General features: G+C 72.1%; 19 protein-coding genes and 1 riboswitch. Of the genes, 14 read left to right on the forward strand and 5 right to left on the reverse strand.

The features are described 5' to 3' along the window. The first annotated feature begins 109 nt into the window (after nucleotides 1-109). Nucleotides 110-219: riboswitch (TPP riboswitch) on the forward strand. From thiE to thiC, 7 genes are all read left to right on the forward strand, one after another. Then, entirely contained in the window at nucleotides 214-840 is a 627-nt protein-coding gene (thiE, locus tag AB0O48_RS08455) for a thiamine phosphate synthase (protein WP_357570911.1), read from the forward strand. (Overlaps the previous riboswitch by 6 nt.) Beyond that, nucleotides 837-1,994 carry a glycine oxidase ThiO gene (gene thiO / locus AB0O48_RS08460; protein ID WP_365064379.1) on the forward strand — a complete coding sequence of 386 codons (1,158 nt, stop codon included), beginning with the start codon at nucleotides 837-839 and terminating at the stop codon, nucleotides 1,992-1,994. Before thiE ends, thiO begins: the two co-directional genes overlap by 4 nt. Further along, nucleotides 1,985-2,185 (forward strand): sulfur carrier protein ThiS, encoded by a 201-nt coding sequence (gene thiS, locus AB0O48_RS08465; RefSeq protein ID WP_357253544.1) that lies wholly within the window; start codon nucleotides 1,985-1,987, stop codon nucleotides 2,183-2,185. The genes thiO and thiS overlap by 10 nt, the downstream gene beginning before the upstream one ends. Next, nucleotides 2,182-2,961 (forward strand): thiazole synthase, encoded by a 780-nt coding sequence (locus tag AB0O48_RS08470; protein ID WP_357253542.1) that lies wholly within the window; start codon nucleotides 2,182-2,184, stop codon nucleotides 2,959-2,961. Before thiS ends, AB0O48_RS08470 begins: the two co-directional genes overlap by 4 nt. A gap of 143 nt (nucleotides 2,962-3,104) precedes the next feature. After that, nucleotides 3,105-3,911, forward strand: coding sequence for a thiamine phosphate synthase (locus tag AB0O48_RS08475; RefSeq protein WP_365064382.1), 807 nt, complete (start codon nucleotides 3,105-3,107; stop codon nucleotides 3,909-3,911). Further along, a complete protein-coding gene (gene thiD, locus AB0O48_RS08480) occupies nucleotides 3,908-4,693 on the forward strand; it encodes a bifunctional hydroxymethylpyrimidine kinase/phosphomethylpyrimidine kinase (protein WP_357570912.1) in 786 nt (261 codons plus the stop codon). The genes AB0O48_RS08475 and thiD overlap by 4 nt, the downstream gene beginning before the upstream one ends. 17 nt (nucleotides 4,694-4,710) lie before the next feature. Further along, entirely contained in the window at nucleotides 4,711-6,303 is a 1,593-nt protein-coding gene (gene thiC, locus AB0O48_RS08485; RefSeq protein WP_357253538.1) for a phosphomethylpyrimidine synthase ThiC, read from the forward strand. 181 nt (nucleotides 6,304-6,484) lie between these two features. On the opposite strand, the gene AB0O48_RS08490 is transcribed toward thiC, so the two are convergent. The 4 genes from AB0O48_RS08490 to AB0O48_RS08505 form a co-directional block, all read right to left on the reverse strand. Next, nucleotides 6,485-9,721 (reverse strand): hypothetical protein, encoded by a 3,237-nt coding sequence (locus AB0O48_RS08490; protein ID WP_365064063.1) that lies wholly within the window; start codon nucleotides 9,719-9,721, stop codon nucleotides 6,485-6,487. A gap of 78 nt (nucleotides 9,722-9,799) precedes the next feature. Continuing rightward, nucleotides 9,800-10,108 carry a cupin gene (locus AB0O48_RS08495; RefSeq protein ID WP_007465195.1) on the reverse strand — a complete coding sequence of 103 codons (309 nt, stop codon included), beginning with the start codon at nucleotides 10,106-10,108 and terminating at the stop codon, nucleotides 9,800-9,802. Continuing rightward, nucleotides 10,105-11,055 (reverse strand): LLM class F420-dependent oxidoreductase, encoded by a 951-nt coding sequence (locus AB0O48_RS08500; protein WP_365064385.1) that lies wholly within the window; start codon nucleotides 11,053-11,055, stop codon nucleotides 10,105-10,107. The genes AB0O48_RS08495 and AB0O48_RS08500 overlap by 4 nt, the downstream gene beginning before the upstream one ends. A gap of 2 nt (nucleotides 11,056-11,057) precedes the next feature. Continuing rightward, nucleotides 11,058-11,843 carry an ABC transporter ATP-binding protein gene (locus AB0O48_RS08505; RefSeq protein WP_365064065.1) on the reverse strand — a complete coding sequence of 262 codons (786 nt, stop codon included), beginning with the start codon at nucleotides 11,841-11,843 and terminating at the stop codon, nucleotides 11,058-11,060. A 271-nt stretch (nucleotides 11,844-12,114) separates the two neighbouring features. On the opposite strand from AB0O48_RS08505, the gene AB0O48_RS08510 reads away from it, so the two are divergent. After that, complete coding sequence (locus AB0O48_RS08510; RefSeq protein WP_357570914.1) at nucleotides 12,115-13,143, forward strand: ABC transporter substrate-binding protein; 1,029 nt, start codon at nucleotides 12,115-12,117, stop codon at nucleotides 13,141-13,143. A 151-nt stretch (nucleotides 13,144-13,294) separates the two neighbouring features. Next, nucleotides 13,295-14,107: an ABC transporter permease gene (locus AB0O48_RS08515; protein ID WP_357253701.1), complete on the forward strand. Its 813-nt coding sequence runs from the start codon at nucleotides 13,295-13,297 to the stop codon at nucleotides 14,105-14,107. Nucleotides 14,108-14,247: 140 nt separating this feature from the next. Here the strand turns inward: AB0O48_RS08515 and AB0O48_RS08520 are convergent, their stop codons facing one another. After that, the gene (locus tag AB0O48_RS08520; RefSeq protein WP_357570960.1) at nucleotides 14,248-15,378 is read right to left on the reverse strand and encodes an ABC transporter substrate-binding protein; all 1,131 of its coding nucleotides are present in this window, start codon (nucleotides 15,376-15,378) and stop codon (nucleotides 14,248-14,250) included. Here AB0O48_RS08520 and AB0O48_RS08525 point away from each other — a divergent pair. The 5 genes from AB0O48_RS08525 to AB0O48_RS08545 all read left to right on the forward strand — a co-directional run bounded on the left by AB0O48_RS08525 (nucleotide 15,329) and on the right by AB0O48_RS08545 (nucleotide 20,456). Continuing rightward, nucleotides 15,329-15,475, forward strand: coding sequence for a hypothetical protein (locus AB0O48_RS08525; RefSeq protein WP_357253710.1), 147 nt, complete (start codon nucleotides 15,329-15,331; stop codon nucleotides 15,473-15,475). The genes AB0O48_RS08520 and AB0O48_RS08525 overlap by 50 nt on opposite strands. A gap of 395 nt (nucleotides 15,476-15,870) precedes the next feature. Then, the gene (locus AB0O48_RS08530; RefSeq protein ID WP_357570915.1) at nucleotides 15,871-18,993 is read left to right on the forward strand and encodes a sensor histidine kinase; all 3,123 of its coding nucleotides are present in this window, start codon (nucleotides 15,871-15,873) and stop codon (nucleotides 18,991-18,993) included. Then, the gene (locus AB0O48_RS08535) at nucleotides 18,990-19,397 is read left to right on the forward strand and encodes a roadblock/LC7 domain-containing protein (protein WP_007465177.1); all 408 of its coding nucleotides are present in this window, start codon (nucleotides 18,990-18,992) and stop codon (nucleotides 19,395-19,397) included. The genes AB0O48_RS08530 and AB0O48_RS08535 overlap by 4 nt, the downstream gene beginning before the upstream one ends. 89 nt (nucleotides 19,398-19,486) lie before the next feature. Beyond that, nucleotides 19,487-19,852, forward strand: a complete 366-nt coding sequence (locus AB0O48_RS08540) for a DUF742 domain-containing protein (protein WP_124778091.1) — start codon at nucleotides 19,487-19,489, stop codon at nucleotides 19,850-19,852. Beyond that, on the forward strand, nucleotides 19,833-20,456 hold the full coding sequence (locus AB0O48_RS08545; protein WP_357112465.1) for an ATP/GTP-binding protein: 624 nt from the start codon (nucleotides 19,833-19,835) through the stop codon (nucleotides 20,454-20,456). Before AB0O48_RS08540 ends, AB0O48_RS08545 begins: the two co-directional genes overlap by 20 nt. Nucleotides 20,457-20,467 lie beyond the last annotated feature (11 nt).

The following is a 20,467-nucleotide window of genomic DNA, read 5'->3' on the forward strand; positions in this document are numbered from 1 at the left end:
GACCGCATGAACCGCCACACAGATCTAGCTCGATTCGGTGCGTTCCGGCCCACCGGCCGCCGCCGAACCTCGCCTTGGCAGACCGACGGATCTGTCGTACGGTGACACGCAAGTAACCCACGGGAGCCCGGTGTACCGGGCTGAGAGGGGGGCTGACAGCCCCCGACCGTCGAACCTGATCCGGATAATGCCGGCGCAGGGAGGAGAGTTGCCGTGCCGTCCCTGGGGCGACTGCATCTGATCACCGACACCCGACCCGGTCGGGACCCGCTCACCGTGGTCCGGGCCGCCCTCACGGTGGCCCGCGCCGACCTGGTCGTGCAGGTCCGGGTCGAGGACTCCGCCACCGACCGCGAGGCGTACGAGCTGGCCCGGCGGGTGCTGGCGCTCTGCCTGTCGTACGAGGCGACTTGCCTGGTCAACGACCGGCTGCACGTGGCGCTGGCGGTGGGCGCGGCCGGCGGACACATCGGAGCGGACGACCTCCCGGTGGCCGCCGCCCGTCGGGTGCTCGGCCCCACCGGTGTGCTGGGAGCCACTGCCCGCGCGCCGGAGACGGCAACCGAGGCCGTCGCGGCGGGCGCCACCTACCTGGGTGTCGGCCCGTGCCACCCCACCAGCACCAAGTCCGGCCTGCCGGACCCGATCGGGCCGACCGGGGTCCGCGCCGTGGCCGACGCCGTCGACGTGCCGGTCATCGCGATCGGTGGCGTGACCGCCGCGCGGGTGCCGGAGCTGCGGGCCGCCGGGGCGTACGGGGTGGCCGTGGTCGGTGCGGTGTCCGCCGCCGCCGACCCGGCGCGGGCGACCGCCACGCTGATCGAGGCCCTGACGTGCTGACCGGCCGGTTCCCGTCGGCGCCGTCGATCGACCGGACCCGGCCGGACGTGGCGGTGGTCGGGGCGGGGCCGATCGGGCTGGCGATCGCCTGGCGCTGCGCCGCCCGTGGGCTACGGGTGGTGGTGCACGATCCGGCACCCGGCTCGGGGGCGTCGGCGGTGGCCGCCGGCATGCTCGCGCCGGTCGCCGAGGCGTACTTCGGTGAGCGGCAACTGACCGAGCTGCTGCTGGCGTCCGCCGCCCGCTGGCCCACCTTCACCGAGGAGTTGGCCGAAGCGACAGGCACCGACATCGGCTATCGCACCGAGGGCACCCTGCTGGTCGGGTTGACCGGAGACGACCTGGCCGAGGCGCGCCGGCTGTGGGCGTACCAGCAGGGGTTGGGCCTGCCGGTGACCCCACTGCGCCCCAGCGAGCTGCGCGACCGCGAACCGGCGCTCGCCCCCCGGGTGCGCGGCGGCGCGCTCGCGCCCACCGACCACCAGGTCGACCCCCGGCTGCTGGTGCCGGCGCTGCGCACGGCCGCGCAGCGGGCCGGCGCGGCGCTGGTGCCGCACGGAGTTCGACACCTGTCCGACGTGGACGCGGGCGTCACGGTTGTCGCCGCCGGCTGCGGGTCCGCCGCACTCACCGGCCTGCCCGTGCGGCAGGTGAAGGGCCAGATCCTCCGGCTCCGCGCGCCCGGCGGCGTCGCGCCGGGCTTCCGGCACGTGATCCGGGGGTACGCCGACGGCGAGCACGTCTACCTGGTGCCCCGCGCCGACGGTGAGGTCGTCCTCGGCGCGACGGTCGAGGAACGGTCGGACACCACGGTCACCGCCGGCGCCGTGCAGCGGCTCCTCCGCGCCGGGGTGGACCTGCTGCCCGAACTGGCCGAGTACGACCTGGTCGAGGCGGTCGCCGGGCTGCGCCCAGGAACCCCGGACAACGCGCCGATCCTCGGGCCCCTGCCCGGCCGACCGGACGTGCTGGCCGCCACCGGTCACCACCGGCACGGCATCGTGCTCACCCCGATCACCGCCGACCTGATCGCGGACCTGTTGCTCACCGGCGTACCCGATCCGCTGCTCGCGCCCTTCCGGCCGGACCGGTTCGCCGGCGCGGCGGCGGACGGTGGACCCGAACCGACGATGAAGGGGGACCTGTGGAGTTGACGGTGAACGGGGCCGGACGAAGCGTCCCGGCTGAGATGTCCGTGGCTGACCTGGTCGGTGTCGTCGCCCCGCAACCCCGGGGGGTGGCCGTCGCGGTGAACGGCGAGGTGGTGCCCCGGGCAGGCTGGGCGACCACGGCGCTGCGCGACGGCGACCGCGTCGAGGTGCTCACCGCGGCGCAGGGCGGGTGACGGGCGTGTCGTTCGAGCTGGGTGGGGAGACGTTCACCTCACGGCTGATCCTCGGCACCGGTGGTGCCGCCAACCTGCACGTGCTGGAGCAGGCCATCCGGGCGTCCGGCACCGAGCTGGTCACCCTGGCCCTGCGCCGGGTGGACACTGCCCCGGGCACCGCTGGCGGGCTGCTGGACCTGCTGGACCGCTGCGGGGTACGGCTGCTGCCCAACACCGCCGGCTGTTATACGGCGACCGAGGCGGTGAAGGTGGCCCGGCTGGCCCGGGACGCGTTCGACACCGACTGGGTGAAGCTGGAGGTGATCGGCGACGAGCGGACGCTGCTGCCCGACGGGATCGAGTTGCTCCGCGCCGCCGAGGAACTGGTCGCCGACGGCTTCACCGTGCTGCCGTACACGAGCGACGACCCGGTGCTCGCCCGCCGTCTCGCCGACGTGGGCTGTGCCGCGGTGATGCCGGCCGGCTCGCCGATCGGCTCGGGGCTGGGCATCGGCAACCCGCACCACATCCGGCTCATCCGCCAGGGTGTCGACGTGCCGGTGATCCTCGACGCCGGCATCGGCACCGCCTCCGACGCGGCCCTGGCCATGGAGTTGGGCTGCGACGGGGTGCTGCTGGCCAGCGCGGTGACCCGGGCCGCGGACCCGGTGGCGATGGCCACCGCGATGCGGTACGCGGTCGAGGCGGGCCGGCTCGCGGCCGGCGCCGGCCGGATCGAGCGCCGCTTCCACGCGCTCGCCTCCACCCCCGACGAGGGAAGACCCGACCTGTGACCGGCCCGCCGCCACCCGCAGGCCCACTGCCGCCGGGAGGCCCGCTGCCACCCGCAGGCCCACTGCCGCCCGCAGGCGCGCTGCCGCCGGGAGATCTTGGAAGCAAAGTGCCCCTGGAGGGGCCGATTCCTTCCAAGATCTCGTTGGGGACCGTGCCGTCGGGGGTTGTCGTTCTGACCGATCGTCGGCTGGTTGCTCGCGGTGGGATTGAGCGGGTTGTTGCGGGTGCGGTGGCCGGGGGAGTGCGTTGGGTGGTGCTGCGCGAGATGGACCTGCCCCGCGTCGAGCGCGCCGCCCTCGCCGCCGGCCTGCGCGCGATCCTGGCCGACGTCGGCGGGACCCTCGTCGTGGCCGGCCCCGACCCGCTCGGCGGCGACGCCGTCCACCTGCCCGCCGCCGGCCCGTACCCGCCGCCGACCCACCGCCTGGTCGGCCGCTCCTGCCACGACGAAACCGAGCTGAACCGCCTGACCACCGAAAAATACGCCACCATCTCCCCGATCTGGCCCACCAAGACCAAACCGGGTTACGGCCCACCCCTGGGACCGGACGGCCTACGGAAGCTGACCAGGATCAGCCCCGTCCCGGTACTGGCGCTGGGCGGCCTCGAAACCCCAGAACAGGTAACCGCCTGCGTAGAGGCAGGAGCCGCAGGGGTGGCAGTGCTGGGCGCGATCATGCGCGCAAGAGACCCAGCCGAAACAGCCACCGCCCTGACCAGCGCCTATGTCGAGGCGGTCACCCCAAAGCTGACCCAAACCCGGCGCGGGGTCACCCAGGTCTCCACGTCAGGGCTGCGGCTGACCGTGCCCACGCAGGGATCAAGCCTGACCGCCCGGAGTGGGCACGGTCGGCCGCAGCCCCCAACCGCAACCAGCAACGGTCCGCCGCAGCCCGCAACCGCAACCAAGAACGGCCAGCCCCCAACCGCAACCAAGGAGGAGAAGTGACCCCAACCACCATCCTCACCATCGCCGGCTCAGACTCCGGCGGCGGCGCGGGCATCCAGGCCGACCTCAAGGTCTTCGCGGCGCTGGGCGCGTACGGCACGAGCGTCCTCACCGCGGTCACCGCGCAGAACACCCGTGGTGTCGACGCCGTGCTGCCGCTGCCGCCGCGCACTGTCGTCGAGCAACTGGAGAGCGTACTCACGGATTTCACCGTGCGCGCGGTCAAGACGGGGATGCTCGGCACCCCGGCGGTCGCCGACGCGGTGGCCGAGGCTGCCCGGGACGGTCGGCTGCCTCAGCTCGTCGTCGATCCGGTGCTGGTCGCCACCAGTGGACACCGGCTCGGTGTGGTGGGTGCGGTGGAGCGGCTGCTGCCGTACGCGAGGGTGGCGACGCCGAACTGCGCGGAGGCCGCGGCCATCACCGGACGCCCGGTGGACGACGTGGCCGGGATGGTCGTGGCCGCCGAGGCTCTGGTGGCCGGCGGCCCGGAGTACGTCGTGGTCACCGGCGGTGACCTGGACGGCGGCGAGGCGGTCGACGTGCTGCACGGCGGCGGGGTGACGACGCTGCTGCGCGCCCCCCGGGTGGACACCCGGCACACGCACGGCACCGGGTGTTCGTTCTCGGCGGCGATCGCCGTGCGGCTCGCGCTGGGCGATCCGGTGCCGGCGGCGGTAGAGGCCGCGAAAAAGTACGTGCTCCGTGCGCTGACCGGCGCACGGAGTTGGGAGCTGGGCGCGGGGCGTGGACCGCTGGACCACTTCGGCTGGTCCGCTTGATCACCAGGGAGGCTGTCATGCAGGCACGAGGCAAGGTGTACGTCGAGGGTTCACGGCCGGATGTCCGGGTGCCGTTCGCGGAGGTGGGGCTGACCGGGGATCTTCCGCCGGTGCGGCTCTACGACACGTCCGGTCCCGGGTCGGACCCGGAGGTGGGGTTGCCCGCGTTGCGCGGCCCGTGGATCGCCGAGCGGGGTGACGTGGCCCCGGTCCGGGGCGCGGGCACGCCGCTCGCCGGCGCGGACGGTCGCCGTCCCACCCAGCTCGCGTACGCGCGGGCCGGGGTGGTGACGCCGGAGATGGAGTTCGTGGCGATCCGGGAGAACGTCGACCCGGAACTGGTCCGGGCCGAGATCGCCGCCGGCCGGGCGGTGCTGCCGCTCAACGTGAACCACCCGGAGTGCGAGCCGGCGATCATCGGCAAGGCGTTCCTGGTCAAGGTGAACGCCAACATCGGCACCTCGGCGGTCAGCTCGTCGGTCGCCGAGGAGGTGGAGAAGCTCACCTGGGCCACCCGCTGGGGCGCGGACACCGTGATGGACCTGTCCACCGGGAAGCGGATCCACGAGACCCGCGAGGCGATCGTGCGGAACTCGCCGGTGCCGATCGGGACGGTGCCGATCTACCAGGCGTTGGAGAAGGTCGGCGGCGACCCGGTGAAGTTGAGCTGGGAGGTGTTCCGGGAGACCGTGATCGAGCAGGCCGAGCAGGGCGTGGACTACATGACGGTGCACGCCGGGGTGCTGCTGCCGTACGTGCCGCTGGCCGTGGACCGGGTCACCGGGATCGTCTCCCGGGGCGGCTCGATCATGGCGGCGTGGTGCCTGGCGCACCACGAGGAGAACTTCCTCTACACCAACTTCGCGGAGCTGTCCGCGCTGCTCGCGCGCTACGACGTGACGTTCTCGCTCGGCGACGGGCTGCGTCCCGGTTCGATCGCGGACGCCAACGACGAGGCGCAGTTCGCCGAGCTGCGCACGCTCGGCGAGCTGACCAAGATCGCCTGGGAGCACGACGTGCAGGTGATGATCGAGGGACCCGGTCACGTGCCCATGCACAAGATCAAGGAGAACGTGGACCTTCAGCAGGAGTGGTGCCACGAGGCGCCCTTCTACACGCTCGGCCCGCTGACCACCGACATCGCGCCCGCGTACGACCACATCACCTCGGCGATCGGCGCCGCGATGATCGGCATGTTCGGCACCGCGATGCTCTGCTACGTCACGCCGAAGGAGCACCTCGGCCTGCCGGACCGGGACGACGTGAAGGCGGGCGTGATCGCGTACAAGATCGCGGCCCACGCGGCAGACCTGGCCAAGGGGCACCCCGGCGCGCAGGACTGGGACGACGCGTTGTCGAAGGCCCGGTTCGAGTTCCGCTGGGAGGACCAGTTCAACCTCTCGTTGGACCCGGAGACGGCGCGTTCGTACCACGACGCGACGCTGCCGGCCGAGCCGGCGAAGACGGCACACTTCTGCTCGATGTGCGGCCCGAAGTTCTGCTCCATGAAGATCACGCAAGAGCTCAAGGAGTACGCGGCACGCGGCATGCAGGGCAAGTCGGAGGAGTTCCTCTCCGGCGGAGGCAAGGTCTACCTGCCGCTGGCCTGACCTGCGCCGGGCCGAGCGCGGCGAACCCGCCGTCCCCGAGGTGATCCACTCGGGTTCACTGGTATTGCGGTATCCGGGCGGCTAGGACAGCCCGAGACCAATGAACCCGAGTGGATCAGGCGCAACCGATCGGGGTTCCGACCCCCCCGGCCGGCGGCCGGTCGCGGTGCCGGCCGGTGGGTCAGTCGCGGTGGTGCCGGCCGGTCGAGCGCAGCGAGCGTCGGCCGCTCTCCTGCTCGGGCTCGTTGTCCGACACCGGCTTGCCCAAACCGGCGACCCAGTCGACGAACTCCTCGTCCTGGCTCGGCAGGGCCTCCGTCGCGTCTGACGCCTCGGCGCCCTTCTCGTCGCTCCGGGACCTGTTGCGGCGGAACAGACCGCCGAGCCGTCCGCGCCGGGAGGGTTGCTCGGCCACCTTCGCGTCGGTGCTCGCCGGGTCGTCGGTGCTCACCGGATCGCTGGTGTCGGCGATGCTCGCCCGGTCGCCGGTGGTGGCCGGGCCGCTGGTGCTTACCCGGTCGCCGGTGGGCGCGCCAGCCCAGCCCGGTACGACCGGAGATTCCGCCGGGACCGGATGTCTGGTCGGAGCGGCCAACTCGCTGGCCACGGTCGGCACGGTCGTCGCCGGCCGGGCCGTCGAGCTGTCCGACGACCCCGTCGGGGCGGCGCGGCGGGTGGTGTCGAACGCGTTCCAGGTGCCGGCCTGGCTCAGATCCGGCAGCGGTACCCGGTGCCGGGGCTTCGGCGCCGGCCCGGTCGGCTCGTCCGGCCCGGTCGGCGGCTCCGCTGCGGTGGCGCCCGACTCGGACGCCTGTGGTGGCACCGCTGCCGTGGCTCCCGACTCGGACGCCTGTGGTGGCACCGTCCAGGCCGGGGTGACCGACCAGGACGACGAGGTCGGCGTCCAGAGGACCGTGTCCGGGCCGCTGGCGACGGGACCGTCTTCGGCGGGCCGCGCGCTGGTGGTCTCGCCCGCCCCGGCGGCGGCCGACCCTCCGGCCGGTTCGGCCGCTCGCGCCGTGGGACCGGTGCCGACGACGTCCGGGGTACGCGGCGGATCGACCGCCTCTGCCCTGGTGCCGGCCGGGGTAGCCGGTGCCCCGGCCGGACCGCTGGTGGTCGGGATGGGGGCGAACGCCGGACCGGTGGTGGTCGGGACGGGGGTCTTCGTCGGACCGGTGGTGGTCGGGACCGGTGTGGCGGTCGGACCGGTGGTGGTCGGGACGGGTGTTCTCATCGGACCAGTGGCGGTCCGGGTCACGGGGGTTCTCGTCCGACCGGTTCTGGTCGCCGGGGCCGCTGCTTCCGTGGAGGTCGCGGCGGTCGGGGTGGCCTCGGCGGTCGGGGTAGACGTGGTGTCCCGGCCCTCTCTGTCCGGCACGGCAGTGCCGGCACCCGGCTCGTCGGAGGTCGTCGACCCCGGCGTGCTGTCGGCGGGCTTGGTGGTGGCGTCGAGCGGGCCGGCCTTCGGCTTGCGGGCACGACGCGGCTTGACCGTCAACGGTGCGTCGGCCGTGCCAGGCTCGACTCCGCCCGTGCCGGTGGTTGCCGTGGTGGCCGCGCCCGTGTCGGTGGTCCCGGCGCTGCCCCTGGTCGCGTCGGTGGTTGCGGTGCTGGCCTTGTTCGCGTCGGCAGCGGTCGCGCTGGCAGCGCTCGTGCTGGGCGTGCCCGTGCTGGCGGTGCCGGCGCTGGGCGTGCTCGTGCTGGGCGTGGCCGTGTTGGGCGCGCTCGTGCTGGGCGTGGCCGTGCCGGGCGTGGCCGTGCTGGCGTTGCCGAGGGTGGGCGTGCTCGCACCGGCCGTTCCGATGCTGGCGGTGCCGGCGCTCGGCGCGCTCGCCCCGGCCGTTCCGGTGCCGGCGCTCGGCGCGCTCGCCCCGGCCGTTCCGGTGCCGGCGCTCGGCGCGCTCGTGCTGGGCGTGGCCATGCTGGCGGTGCCGGCGCTGGGCGTACCCGTGCTGGCGGTGCCGTCCGTGCTGGTTCGGGCCGTGCTGGTCGGGGCGGAGGTGGTGGTGTCCCTGCGGGTGCTGCGTCCACCGCTCGTGCCCGTCGCGGTGGGGGCGGTCGGCGCGTCGGCTGCGGGACCATCTGTCGGGGTCGCGCGCCCGGCCGTGGTGCTGGTCGGGCTGCTGGCGGCGGGGGAGATCGGTGCGGACATCGCGGCGGTCTCCGCCGGAGAGGTGACGTCGTCCCGGCTCGCCGTGGGCGTCGGCCTCCCGGCGGTGAACTCACCTGTCGGATCGGTCCGCCAGGTCGCCGAGGTCGCCGGAGCGGCAGGCGTCGCACCGTGCTGGCCGCTCGCGGTGGTCGTCGGCCAGTCCCAGTGGGCCGGCACGGTGCGGACGCCGTCGGAGCCGTCCGCGGCACGCGGACCTGGGGTGGTGTCGGCAACCTTTCCGCCTACCAGTACCCCGCCGGCTGGCGACCCGCCGGCCGAGGGCGCGTCGGTCCGCTCGGCGGCGTCCGGGTCGTGCTCCCGACTCGGCGACGCGGCGTTGGGCAGGGCCGGGCCGGTGGGGAGCGGGCGCAGGATGGCGCTGGGTTCGATCGCCTGCGAATCCGGGGTGCGAGCGCGTGTCGGCCAGCGCAGCAGCGCGGCGGCGGCTGCGCCGAGCGCGCCGGCGAGGATCGCGATCAGCGAGCCGTAGTAGGGATTCACCTGGTAGCGGTCGACGGAGTCGCCGGGGCCGGCGGTCAGGTAGGCGAACGCCACCAGCACCGGACCGGCCACCCCGGTCGCCCCGCTGATCAGGGGCTCCTGCCCCCGCCAGCGAGCCAGCCCGGCGGTCGCGGCCCCGGCCAGCAGCGCCACGATGGGCAGCAGGAGCAGCGCCAGCCGCTGGGCGGCAGAGTCGCTCAGCCAGCTTGGCTCGAGCACACCGAGCCGGACGGTCGGCAGCGGGCCGGCCGTGCCGAGCGACGGCAGGACGGAGATCAGTGCCAGCAGCCAGACCACGCCGGCCACCGCCGTCATGTTCCAGCCCAGCTCGGGCCGGAGCAGCACCGCGATCGCGGCGCCCGCCCCGATCACCGCGCCCAGTACGGCGCAGATGCCCACCGCCCAGACCGGGTCGACGGAGATCAACTCCGCGGCGCGGGCGGGCTGCATGCAGAGCGGGGCGATGACGGTGGCGCCGAGCGCCGCCGCGCCGCCGATCGCCAACTGTCGGCCGGTGCTGGCCGCGGGTGCATCGCTGCGCGCGAGGCGTCCGGTCAGGACAGCACCGACGACGGCGGCGTTCGCGGCGAACCAGCCCACCCAGACGAGCTGGGCGGGCCACTGGTTGACGGTCGTACCGGTGAAGGCGCCGGTCAGCCGGACGATGCCGAAACCGTACGCGACGCCGAGCTGGCCGGCCCCGGCCAGCACGCTCACCCCGAGCGCCGTGAGCAGCAGTCTGCCCCAGGTCCGAAAGGCCATGTCCGGCACGTTACGCACCCCGTACACCCGACCGCCACCGGCGCGCCGCGCGGCGCGTCGGCTCGCCGCTCGGCGGGTCTACTTGAGTTCGACCAGTCGGGCCAGGTAAGTCGTGTCTCCGACATTGGTGAGCATGTGTACGGCTCCGGGGTCGCGGTAGACGACTCCACCGGTGGGCTCGTCGGCGTCGATGCGCGTGCCGTCGATGGTCTGCACGACGTTCTTCGCGCCCTCGATCGCCACCACCAGGTACGGGTGGTCATGCCTGTGCAGCGGTTGGCGCTCACCCGGCTCGAGCCGGATGTGCCAGACCCGGACCCGGTCGTTCTCGTACACGATCTCCTGGCCCACCGGCCCGAGTTCGGTTCCGTCGATCACGTCGGTCATCGTTCTCCGTCCAGTTGGGGGAGCACCTCGGCGGCGATCAGCTCAAGGTGGTCGAGGTCTGCGAAGTCGATCAGGCGCAGGTGGACGCGGGTGGCGCCGATCGCGGCGAACTCGCCGATCCGCTGCGCGAGTTGCGCGGGGGAGCCGACCACCGGGTCCTCCGGCGGCAGCGCGCTCTTCTCGTGCAGAGGCGCGGCCCGACGCTGGGCCTCGGCGTCGGTGCGGCCGATGGCCACGACGAGCCCGGCGGAGAGCACCAGCGGCGGACGACCGGACTCCGTCCGACCGGTGCGCTCGCACGCCTCACGTACCCGGTCGAACGCGGTGGCGGTGTCCGCCACGGACTTGAACGGCATGTTGAACTCGTCGGCGTACCGGGCGGCCAGCTCGGGGGTGCGCTTCGGGCCGCGTCCGCCCACGATGATCGGCGGTCCGGGCACCTGCACCGGCTTGGGTAGGGCCGGCGCGTCCACCAGGCGGTAGTGGTCGCCGCTGAAGCTGTAGGTCTCCCCGGCCGGGGTCTGCCACAGCCCGGTGATCACCTCAAGTTGCTCGGCCAGCCGGTCGAAGCGCTCGCCGACCGGCGGGAACGGGATGCCGTACGAGGTGTGCTCGCGTTCGTACCAGCCGGCGCCGATGCCCAGGTCGACCCGGCCGCCGCTCATCTGGTCGACCTGCGCGACCATCACCGCGAGCGGGCCGGGCAGGCGGAAGGTGGCCGACGTCACCAGGGTGCCGAGCCGGATCCGCTCGGTCTCCCGGGCCAGCGCGGCGAGGGTCAGCCAGGCGTCCGTCGGGCCGGGCAGTCCCGGGTCGGCGCCCATCGACTGGTAGTGGTCGGCGCGGAGGAAGCCCTCGTACCCGCAGGCCTCGACCAGTCGGGCGAACCGGAGCTGCGTGTCGTAGCTGGCGCCACGGTTCGGCTCGGTGAAGACCGACACCCGCATGGTCATCGTCCTTCCGCGCCGGCCGTGGCCGGCTGGTCGCGTTCCATCAGCAGCTCGTGGAGGTCGGCGCTGACGCGTGCGACATCGGCCAGGTGGGAGTTGCGGCCCAGGGTGCGCGGCCGGGGGATGGTGACGTCCACCACCTTGCGGATCCGGCCGGGGCGGGGGCTCAGCACGACCACCCGGTCGGCGAGCAGCACCGCCTCGTCGATCGAGTGGGTGACGAAGACGATCGTCGGCTTGTTCTCCATGTGGACCCGCTGGAGTTCGCCGGAGAGTTCCTCGCGGGTGAGCGCGTCCAGCGCGGAGAACGGCTCGTCCATCAGCATCACCCGGGGCTCGCCGATCAACGACCGGCACAGCGACACCCGCTGCTGCATGCCGCCGGAGAGTTCGTGCGGCAGCCGCTTCTCGAACCCGGCCAGCCCGGCCACGTCGAGCAGTTGCCGGGCGCGCTCGCGGTGCTTGGCGCGGCTCCAGCCGAAGATCTCCACCGGCAGCATGACGTTGTCCAGCACGGTGCGCCAGGGCAGCAGCGCCGGCTTCTGGAACAGCATGGCGATGTCCTGGCGGGGACGGGAGATCGGCGTGCCGGCCACGGTGATCTCACCGGCGGTCAGCGGGAGCAGCCCGGCGATCAGGCGCAGCAGAGTGGACTTACCGCAGCCGGAGCGGCCGAGCACGGCGACGAACTCACCCTCGGCGACGTCGAGGTCGATGCCACGCAGCGCTTCGACCCGGCCTGATCGGCCTTCGAAGGTACGGGACACCCCCGCCAGTTGGATCATCTCCGGCGTACCTCCGCTGAGTGGACGGTCAGGAATCCGGCAAAGGCTAGCTGGCCTGCCCTCGTATCGCACTGTCCGGGGTGGTCATGAGGTTGTTTCCGTTCCGCAACCCGATACGCCTGGCGTCGCAACTGTGGCTTTCTCGTACGCTGTGCCCGCGAAGAGTCCCCCCACGACGGCGGCGCCCGGCTTCCACCCCTCCCGCCGGCCCGTCATGACAACCCCCTCCGGCGGCCTGTCGGCCCCGGCTGGAAAGGACATGGTGCTACTGATGAGAAGGCTGACCCGTACGGTCGCGACGGCCGCGCTGGCCACTGCCCTCGCTCTCGTTTCCGCCTGCAGCAGCGGGTCGGACTCGTCTGACGCCAAGGGCGGCAAGGGCGGGGGACTGGAGAAGGTGACCTACCTCACCTCCTTCGGCAACTTCGGCCGTGACTCCTACGCCTGGGTGGCGAAGGAGAAGGGCTTCTTCAAGGACGCCGGCTTCGAGGTCGAGATCAAGCCTGGTCAGGGCACCGGCGGCGTGATCCAGACCATCGTCGGTGGCCAGGCCGACTTCGGCCCGGTCGACCTCACCGGCAGCCTGCTCCAGGTCGGCAACGGCCAGGCGAAGGACTTCACCGTGGTGGCCGCGATCCAGCAGCGCACCATGGCCGGCATCGCCTCGGTCGAGGGCAAGAGCATCGCCACGCCGAAGGACCTGGAGGGCAAGAAGCTCGCCGATACGCCTGGGTCCGTGGTCCGCAACCTCTTCCCGACGTACGCCCGGCTCGCCGGTGTGGACGCGAGCAAGGTGACCTGGGTCAACGGTGAGGCGCAGGCCCTGATCGGCACGCTCGCCTCCGGCGCGGTGGACGGCATCGGCCAGTTCGTCGTCGGCCAGCCGACCATCGAGGTGGTGGCCAAGAAGAAGGCAGTCATGCTGCCGTACAGCAACGTGATGCAGGACCTCTACGGCAACGTGCTGATCACCTCCTCCAAGATCGCCAAGGAGAAGCCCGAGATGGTGAAGAAGTTCACCGCGGCGCTGCTCAAGGGTCTGGATTACAGCCTGGCCAACTCCAAGGAGGCCGGCGAGATCCTGAAGAAGAACGTCGACGCCGCCAACCCGGTCGCCGCCGCCGCCGAGCTGGAGCTGATGGCCGCGTACGTCCGCTCCGGCAACACCGGTACCGCGATCGGCACCCTGGACAGCGGTCGGGTCGCCAAGAGCATCGCCATCCTGCAGGGCGCGGGCGCGCTCAAGCAGAACATCACCCCCGAGCAGATCATCGACTTCAGCCTCGCGCCGAAGGCCTGATCGTCCGGTCGTCACCAGGGGGTGCGTCCCGCCGGTCTCCGGTGGGGCGTACCCCCGTCGCTCGTCGGCCCCCGGGGGGCCGTGGGACTTCGAGGAGGACAAGATGACCGACGTCCGGTCGGTGGACCCGGCGGTGGCGACATCCCCACCCATGGGTGTCGGACCCGAGGCGGGGCGGGCGGGTCGAGGTGCCGGTCTCCGCGCCGGGGCCGGGGCGGCGCTGCTGCCCGCGGCCGGCCTCCTGGTCGCCCTGGCGGCGTGGTGGCTGATCGCCCGGCTGGAACTGGTCCATCCGGCGGCGCTGCCACCGCCTGGCGATGTGCTCACCGCGTTCGTCGACAAGCCCGCCCAGATGCTGGAGCACACCTGGGACACCCTGCTGGAGATCCTGATCGGCTTCGCGCTCTCGGCGGCGGCCGGCATCCTGATCGGACTATCCCTGGCCAGTTCCGGCACGGTGGAGCGGATGTTCACTCCGCTGCTGGTCGCGGTGAACGCGGTGCCGAAGATCACGTTGGGCCCGTTGCTGGTGGTGGCGCTCGGTTGGGGTCAGAAGCCGATCCTGACCATGGTGTTCCTGCTCTGCTTCTTTCCGATCGTGCTCTCGACCGCGACCGGGCTGACCACCACGCCCGCTGATCTGGCCGAACTGGTGCGTTCCTGGAACGCCTCCCGCTGGCAGGCGTTCCGCAAGGTGCGCTTCCCGGCCGCGCTGCCGCAGATCTTCGTGGGGCTCAAGGTGGCCATGCCGCTGGCCGCGATCGGCGCGGTGATCGGTGAGTTCCAGGCCGGCGAGAGTGGCCTCGGCTACGTCATCACGCAGTACGCCGGCGTCGGCGACACCGCCACCGCGTGGGCGGCGATCATGTTGGTGGCGTTGGTGAGCATTCTGCTCTACTCGGCGCTTCTGTTGATCGAACGGTTCGCGCTGCCCTGGGTGCGCGAAACCACGAGCAGCCGCTGACCCAGGCGACAAGATCAAGATTGGCAATGCGCAGGGCCGGCCTCCCGTCGGGGAGGCCGGCCCTTTTTGGTGGTCGACTCGGTTAGAGCGAGATTGATGACGCCGAGTTGATCATGCGTCAACCGGTGGCCCGGCGGTCGTCACCCGGCCAGGCGCCAACGGCCGTTACGGGCGACGAGCGTGGTGAGCGCCTGCGGCATCAGCCCGCTGTGGTTGTCCGGCGTCATTCGGATCGGGCCCGACAGGCCGTCCATCTGGGACGTTTCGAGCACGTTCCGAATGCCGTCACGGTCCACCTTCCCGATGTCACCACCGGCCCGAAGTTCCGCGTCGGCGATCAACTGGACGGCGTCCGCCGCAAAGGACGAGGACCCGTTGTAGCCACCGAAGCGCGCGGTGTAGTCCTGGAACCACTGCCGCCGCGCCGCCTTGGCCGGTGTGGTCGCGATGACGTCGTCGATCACCATCGTCTGGGTGTAGATCAGCGTGGCCCGTTCGGTCGCCCTGGCCGCCGCCCCGAGGAAGAGGTCGCCAGCGGCACCCGCGTCGAAGTAGAGCGACCCGCGGAAGGTGGTCTGGGAAGCGCTGGTGGCAGCCAGTGTCGCCTGCTCCGGCGGGGTCCAGAAGATCAGCGCGTCGGGCTTGCCCGTGGCGAGCTCTCGGATCTGCTGGCTGACGTCCGTGTCGGTGGTCTTGACCCGCTGTTCACGGAACGTGATGTTGGCCTTGTCCAACTCGCTCTTGAGCGCGGTCGCGCCCTCCTGGCCGTAGGCGTTGTCGCTGACGAGCACGCCCACCTTGCGCATGTTGTTGCGACGCAGTTCGGTGGTCAGTGCGGCCGCGCTGTCCGGGGCGTTGGGGCCGAGCTTGAACATGTAACGCCGTTCCGCGACCGGGCTGGTTATGGCGCCGGAAGCGGCGAGCGCAATGGTGGGAATCCTCTTCTCGTTGATGGTTCCGACCGCACCGACGGCGCATTCGTTGCAGCCACCCATGATGATGGCGCTGACCTTGGAATCGCTGCTGGCGTCGACGATGTTGCGAAGTGACTCGGCCGAGTCGGAACGGTTGTCCATCACTCGCAGTACGATCTTCCGGTTGTTCAGTGCTCCGGAAGAGTTCAACTGGTCCCTCTTGAGTTCCAGTGCGCGCTTGTACGCCTGCCCGACGGGGGCGGCGGCGCCGGAGAGTTCGAGGTCGGCGGCGATCACGATCGGACTCGTGTCCTGCTCCGCCCCGCCGAACTGGCAGCCGGTGAGCGTGGTGGCCACTACGGCCGATGCGAGCGCCGCGATGGTCGCGGAGCGGATGGGGCTCAACTCAGTCCTCCAGGTGCGGGCGCGGGCGCTGCCCGGTCACCGCCGCTAATCCGTCCTCAGTGGAAGACGGGATCTCCTCTGCCGTACGGTGTGCGCGAAGCCTGCAAAACCTTGCCAATGGCCGGCGCTGTGGTCAAGCGCGGACCCCGGTAGCATTTTCGGGACGGTCATCCCACATGCTGGGGTAACGCAATGTTTGCAAAAGCTCACTTTGCATACACGCGTGACCACTCAGGAGTTACATGCCCTGTTCAGGGGCTTGCGGAAATGAAGGTATCAGTTGCCCGGATCACGGGATGCGCTCCATCCGACCGTTTCCTACCTCACTGCGGCTTCCCAAACCCGATCTTCTCTGATGAAATCGCGGCCGTGCCGCGCGTGGTCCCCTCCGCTTACGGCATGGCTCGGTGGGTCAGGCGGGGAAGAAACGACGGAGGCGATGTCGTGAGCACCGGACCGACGACCCTGCCCGCGCTCGGTGACAGCGCTGGGCGTACGCCCCGGCGAGTGCCGAGGCTGCGGGACACCCGGATCCGGTCCAAACTGGCGATGATCCTGGTCGTCCCGGTGGCGGCCGTGATCGCGCTGGCCACGGTCCGGTTGGTCTCCGTCGGCGAGGGTGCCTTCGACGCCACCCGCGCCCGGGCACTGACGGCCCTCGCCGTCGACGTCAGCGCGCTGACCCAGGACCTCCAGGCCGAGCGAATGGCCGCGGCGGCCTACCTGGCCAATCCGCAGCAGCCGGCCGACGCGTACAACCTGCGGGTCCGCCAGACGCAGCAGCAGGTGGACGAGTACCGCGCCGAGCGGGGCCGGGTCGGCGGAGTGCCGGCGGCCCTGCGGGACCGGCTGACCGCCATCGACGACCACCTGACCACTCTGGACGTCACCCGGCAGAAGGTGCTGGACCGTCGGCAGATGGCGGTGGCCGAGGCCGTCCTCCGCTACGGCGTCATCCTCACCGACCTGGTCGGCTACGGCGACGGGCTGGCCCAGCTGCCCGGTGACGAGAGTCTGGCGGACAGCCGCCGCGCGGTCGCCGCCTTCGCCCGCGCCAAGGCTTCCGTCGCCGAGGAGGAGGCGGTCGCGTTCACCGCGCTGACGGCGGGCCAACTCGACTCGGAGCAGTTCTCCTCCTTCGTGGCCACGCTGACCAGCCAGCAGGAGGCCCTGGTCTCCTTCTCGCTGGCCGCCGACCCGGTGCAGCGTGCCCTGGTCGACAGCACCGTCTCCGGTGACGCGGTCGGCCTGGCCGACCGGGTCGCCAACGACATCACCCGGTCGGTCGGACAGCGCCCGCTGGTCACCGCACAGGACGCCACCGCCGCCATCGGCGCCGTGAACGACCTGATGCGCTGGGCCGAGATCCAACTGCAGGACCGACTGCTCCAGGAGGCCGACGAGGCGCAGTCGGATGTCATCCGCCAGGCCGTGATCGAGTCGATCCTGGTGCTGCTGACCCTGATCATCGCCGTGTCGCTGGCCGTGGTGCTGGCCCGCTCGCTCAACCATTCGCTGCGCCGGCTGCGTGAGGGCGCCCTCTCGGTGGCCAACCACGACCTGCCCGACGCGGTGCGGCGGCTGCAGAACATGGGCAGCGTGGGCGACGGCGGGGTGGACGAGATCGTCCGCCAGGTTCGGGACCCGATCCAGCTCAACAGCCGCGACGAGGTCGGCCAGGTGGCGTTGGCCTTCAACGTCGTCCACCGGGAGGCGGTGCGCGTCGCCGCCGAGCAGGCCGCGCTGCGTACCAGCGTCTCGGCGATGTTCCTCAACCTGGCCCGCCGCAGTCAGACCCTGGTCGACCGGATGATCGGCGAGCTGGACGCGATCGAGCGCGGCGAGGAGGACCCGAAGCGGCTCGCGCAGCTCTTCGAGCTCGACCACCTGGCCACCCGAATGCGCCGCAACGACGAGAACCTGCTGGTCCTGGCCGGCGCCGACTCCGCCGTGCCGCGTCGCGACGACGCGCTGGTCGTGGACGTGCTGCGCGCCGCCCAGTCCGAGGTGGAGCTGTACAACCGCATCGAGTTCGGGACGGTGGACACCGACATCTCGGTCGCCGCCCACGCCGTCAACGACGTGGTCCGTCTCGTCGCCGAACTGCTCGACAACGCCACCCGCTTCTCACCGCCGAACACCACGGTGGTCGCCGACGGCCGCCGGATCCGCGACTACGTCCTGATCCAGATCGAGGACCGCGGGCTCGGCCTCACCGACGAGCAGCTCGACTCGCTCAACCGTCGGCTGGCCGCCCCGCCGAGCGTCGACGTCGCCGCGTTCCGGCTGATGGGTCTGGCCGTGGTCAGTCGGCTCGCCTCCCGCTACGGCATCCGGGTGGAGCTGCGCCGCAACGTCGAGGGTGGCACCGTCGCCCAGGTGACGTTGCCCGCCGCCACCGTGGTGCTGCCCAGCAACCGAGGCCGCGAGCAGGTGCTCACCCGGCCGCGTCAGCCCATGGCCGTGGAACAGACGCCGCTCACCCCGGCCGGTCACACCGAACAGTTCGCCGGTGCCGCGACCTCGGCGGCGACGCTGCCCGACCAGTGGCGCACCAGCACGCCGGCCCCCGCCCAGTGGCAGTCGCCGCTGGAGTCGCGGGACACCACCCCGGCCGTACAGGCGGGCGGCTACGGCGCTGCCCGCCCGACGGCGCCGCCCGCGCCCGCCCCGGCACCTGTCACCCCGGTCCCACCGGCGCGACCCGCGTACAGCACGAGCGCGGCCGCCTCGTCGGGCGGCCCGACGGTGGCCTACCCGACGATCGACCCGCTGCCCCGGCGCGGCTCGACCGCGGACGCCGCCGACGGCCGCAACGCACCGGGTCTGCCGGTCGGGCCGGTTGCCGGCGCCGGCGCGGTGGCACCGCCTCCCGCGCCGTCGGTGCCCGCCGCACCGGTCAGCACCCGGCCCGAGTTCCCCGCCGAGGCGCCGATCTTCCGGGAGATGGAGGCGGTCTGGTTCCGGTCGCACGGCGACGACGCCACCGCGATCTTCACCCGGCCCACGTTCGACGAGCCGCCACCGCCCGCCACCGCGCCTCCGGCCGACGCGGGACCGCGCGCTCAGCCGAGCGCCGCCCCCGCGCCGACCAGGGCACCGGCCCGACCGCCCCTGCCGACCCGCACGCCGGGCAGCTCCAACACCGACAGCGCCACCGCGCCGGGCTCCTCGGGCCGGGGTGGCGCGACCACCGGTGTGCCGGCGACGCCGCCGTCGTACACCTCGCCGCCGGCCGCCCGGCCGGCCCCTCCCGCACCTCCCGTCGCACCCGCCGCTCCGCCCGTGGACCCGAACGCCTGGCGGACGGCCGCGGACGAGGGCTGGTCCCGGGCCAGCCGGGCCGCCGAGCCGGCTCCGGCCGGGACCACCCGCTCGGGCCTGCCCAAGCGGGTGCCGCAGGCGCAGCTCGTGCCGGGTGGCATCGAACAAAAGAGCGGACGGGACCGCAGCCGGCGGACCCCCGATGAAGTACGCGGTCTGTTGTCGGCCTACCACCGCGGTGTACAACGTGGTCGGACGGCCGGAACGGACCTGAACAGCACCTCGACCAAGGAGAGCCGATGAACAGGCCAGCTGCCATGCAGGACATGGGTTGGCTGCTCACCAACTTCGCCGACAGCGTGGCGGGCATCGCCCACGTGGTGGCGGTGTCCGCCGACGGGCTCCTGCTCGCGTCCTCCCGGGATCTGCCGGGGGACCGGGCCGACCAGCTCGCCGCGATCACCTCCGGTGTGGTGAGCCTGACCGAGGGCGCTGCCCGGATGTTCAGCGCGGGTGGGGTGTTGCAGACAGTCATCGAGATGGACAGCGGGTACCTCTTCCTGATGTCGATCAGCGACGGTTCGTCGATGGCCGTGCTGGCCGCTCGCAGTTGCGACGTGGGCCAGGTCGGTTACGAGATGGCGCTGCTGGTCGAGCGGGTGGGTGCCGCGCTGGTGCCGCTGCCGCGGGACGCAGTCCGCTCGTAGCACCACGGGGCGGCGCTCGGACCAGGCGCCGAGTCAGGGACGGGAGGCGGCACACACCGGCTCCACCGGTAACGAGGAGGTGATCAGGGATGGACCAACGACGCGCTGACCCGCGCGGCGCACTGGTGCGTCCGTACGCGGTCACCCGTGGTCGGACCGAACCTCGTCAGGACATCGCCCTCGAGGCAGTCCTCACCGCGTCTCTCACTCAGGTCGCCGAGTCCCGCTTCGCCGGGCACGACAAGCACCGCATCGCCACGGTCTGTGAGGGCCGAGCACAGTCGCTGGCGGAGATCGCCGCGTACACCCGGATGCCGCTTGGCGTCGCCCGGGTGTTGGTCGCCGACATGGTGGCCGAGAGCCTGCTGACGTTACACACTGCTGCTCCCGCCGAGGGGTTCGAGGAGCGGATGGAACTGCTTGGAAGGGTGCTAAGTGGACTTCGCAGGCTATGACCCCGCTGGGGGGCGGCCAGGCCGGGGAATCGTCTCCGCGAAGATCGTCGTCGCGGGCGGCTTCGGCGTCGGCAAGACGACACTGGTCGGGGCGATCTCCGAGATCACACCGCTGACCACCGAGGCGTTGATGACCGCGGCAGGTGTCGGCATCGACGATCCGTCCAAGGTCCCGGGCAAGGAGACCACCACGGTCGCCATGGACTTCGGCCGGATCACGATGGCCCAGGACCTGATCCTGTACCTCTTCGGTACACCCGGTCAGACCCGGTTCTGGTTCATGTGGGACGAGATCATCCGAGGTGCGGTCGGTGCCGCCGTGCTCGTGGACACGCGCCGGATCACCGACGCGTTCGCCCCACTCGACTACTTCGAGAACCGCAACCTGCCGTACGTGGTGGCGCTGAACCGGTTCGACGGCGCTCCCCAGTACGAGCTGGAGGAGGTCCGCGAGGCGCTGGCCATCTCACCGCAGGTGCCGTTGGTGATGACCGACGCCCGGCACCGGGACTCGGTCAAGCAGGTGCTGGTGACGGTCGTCGAGCACGCGATGCTGCGGCTCCAGTCCGAGCACGGGCGGGGCTTCCCCACGCCGGTCGGCTGATGCGTCGCGTC

The sequence above is a fragment of the Micromonospora sp. NPDC085948 genome (genome assembly GCF_040686315.1).
In the GTDB taxonomy this organism is placed as follows: Bacteria; Actinomycetota; Actinomycetes; order Mycobacteriales; family Micromonosporaceae; genus Micromonospora.

Coding starts and splice junctions, on each gene's coding strand:
- thiC (WP_357253538.1), top strand. CDS start 4,711: ATGCAGGCACGAGGCAAGGTGTACGTCGAGGGTTCACGGCCGGATGTC.
- AB0O48_RS08490 (WP_365064063.1), bottom strand. CDS start 9,721: ATGGCCTTTCGGACCTGGGGCAGACTGCTGCTCACGGCGCTCGGGGTG.
- AB0O48_RS08495 (WP_007465195.1), bottom strand. CDS start 10,108: ATGACCGACGTGATCGACGGAACCGAACTCGGGCCGGTGGGCCAGGAG.
- AB0O48_RS08500 (WP_365064385.1), bottom strand. CDS start 11,055: ATGCGGGTGTCGGTCTTCACCGAGCCGAACCGTGGCGCCAGCTACGAC.
- AB0O48_RS08505 (WP_365064065.1), bottom strand. CDS start 11,843: ATGATCCAACTGGCGGGGGTGTCCCGTACCTTCGAAGGCCGATCAGGC.
- AB0O48_RS08510 (WP_357570914.1), top strand. CDS start 12,115: ATGAGAAGGCTGACCCGTACGGTCGCGACGGCCGCGCTGGCCACTGCC.
- AB0O48_RS08515 (WP_357253701.1), top strand. CDS start 13,295: ATGGGTGTCGGACCCGAGGCGGGGCGGGCGGGTCGAGGTGCCGGTCTC.
- AB0O48_RS08535 (WP_007465177.1), top strand. CDS start 18,990: ATGAACAGGCCAGCTGCCATGCAGGACATGGGTTGGCTGCTCACCAAC.
- AB0O48_RS08540 (WP_124778091.1), top strand. CDS start 19,487: ATGGACCAACGACGCGCTGACCCGCGCGGCGCACTGGTGCGTCCGTAC.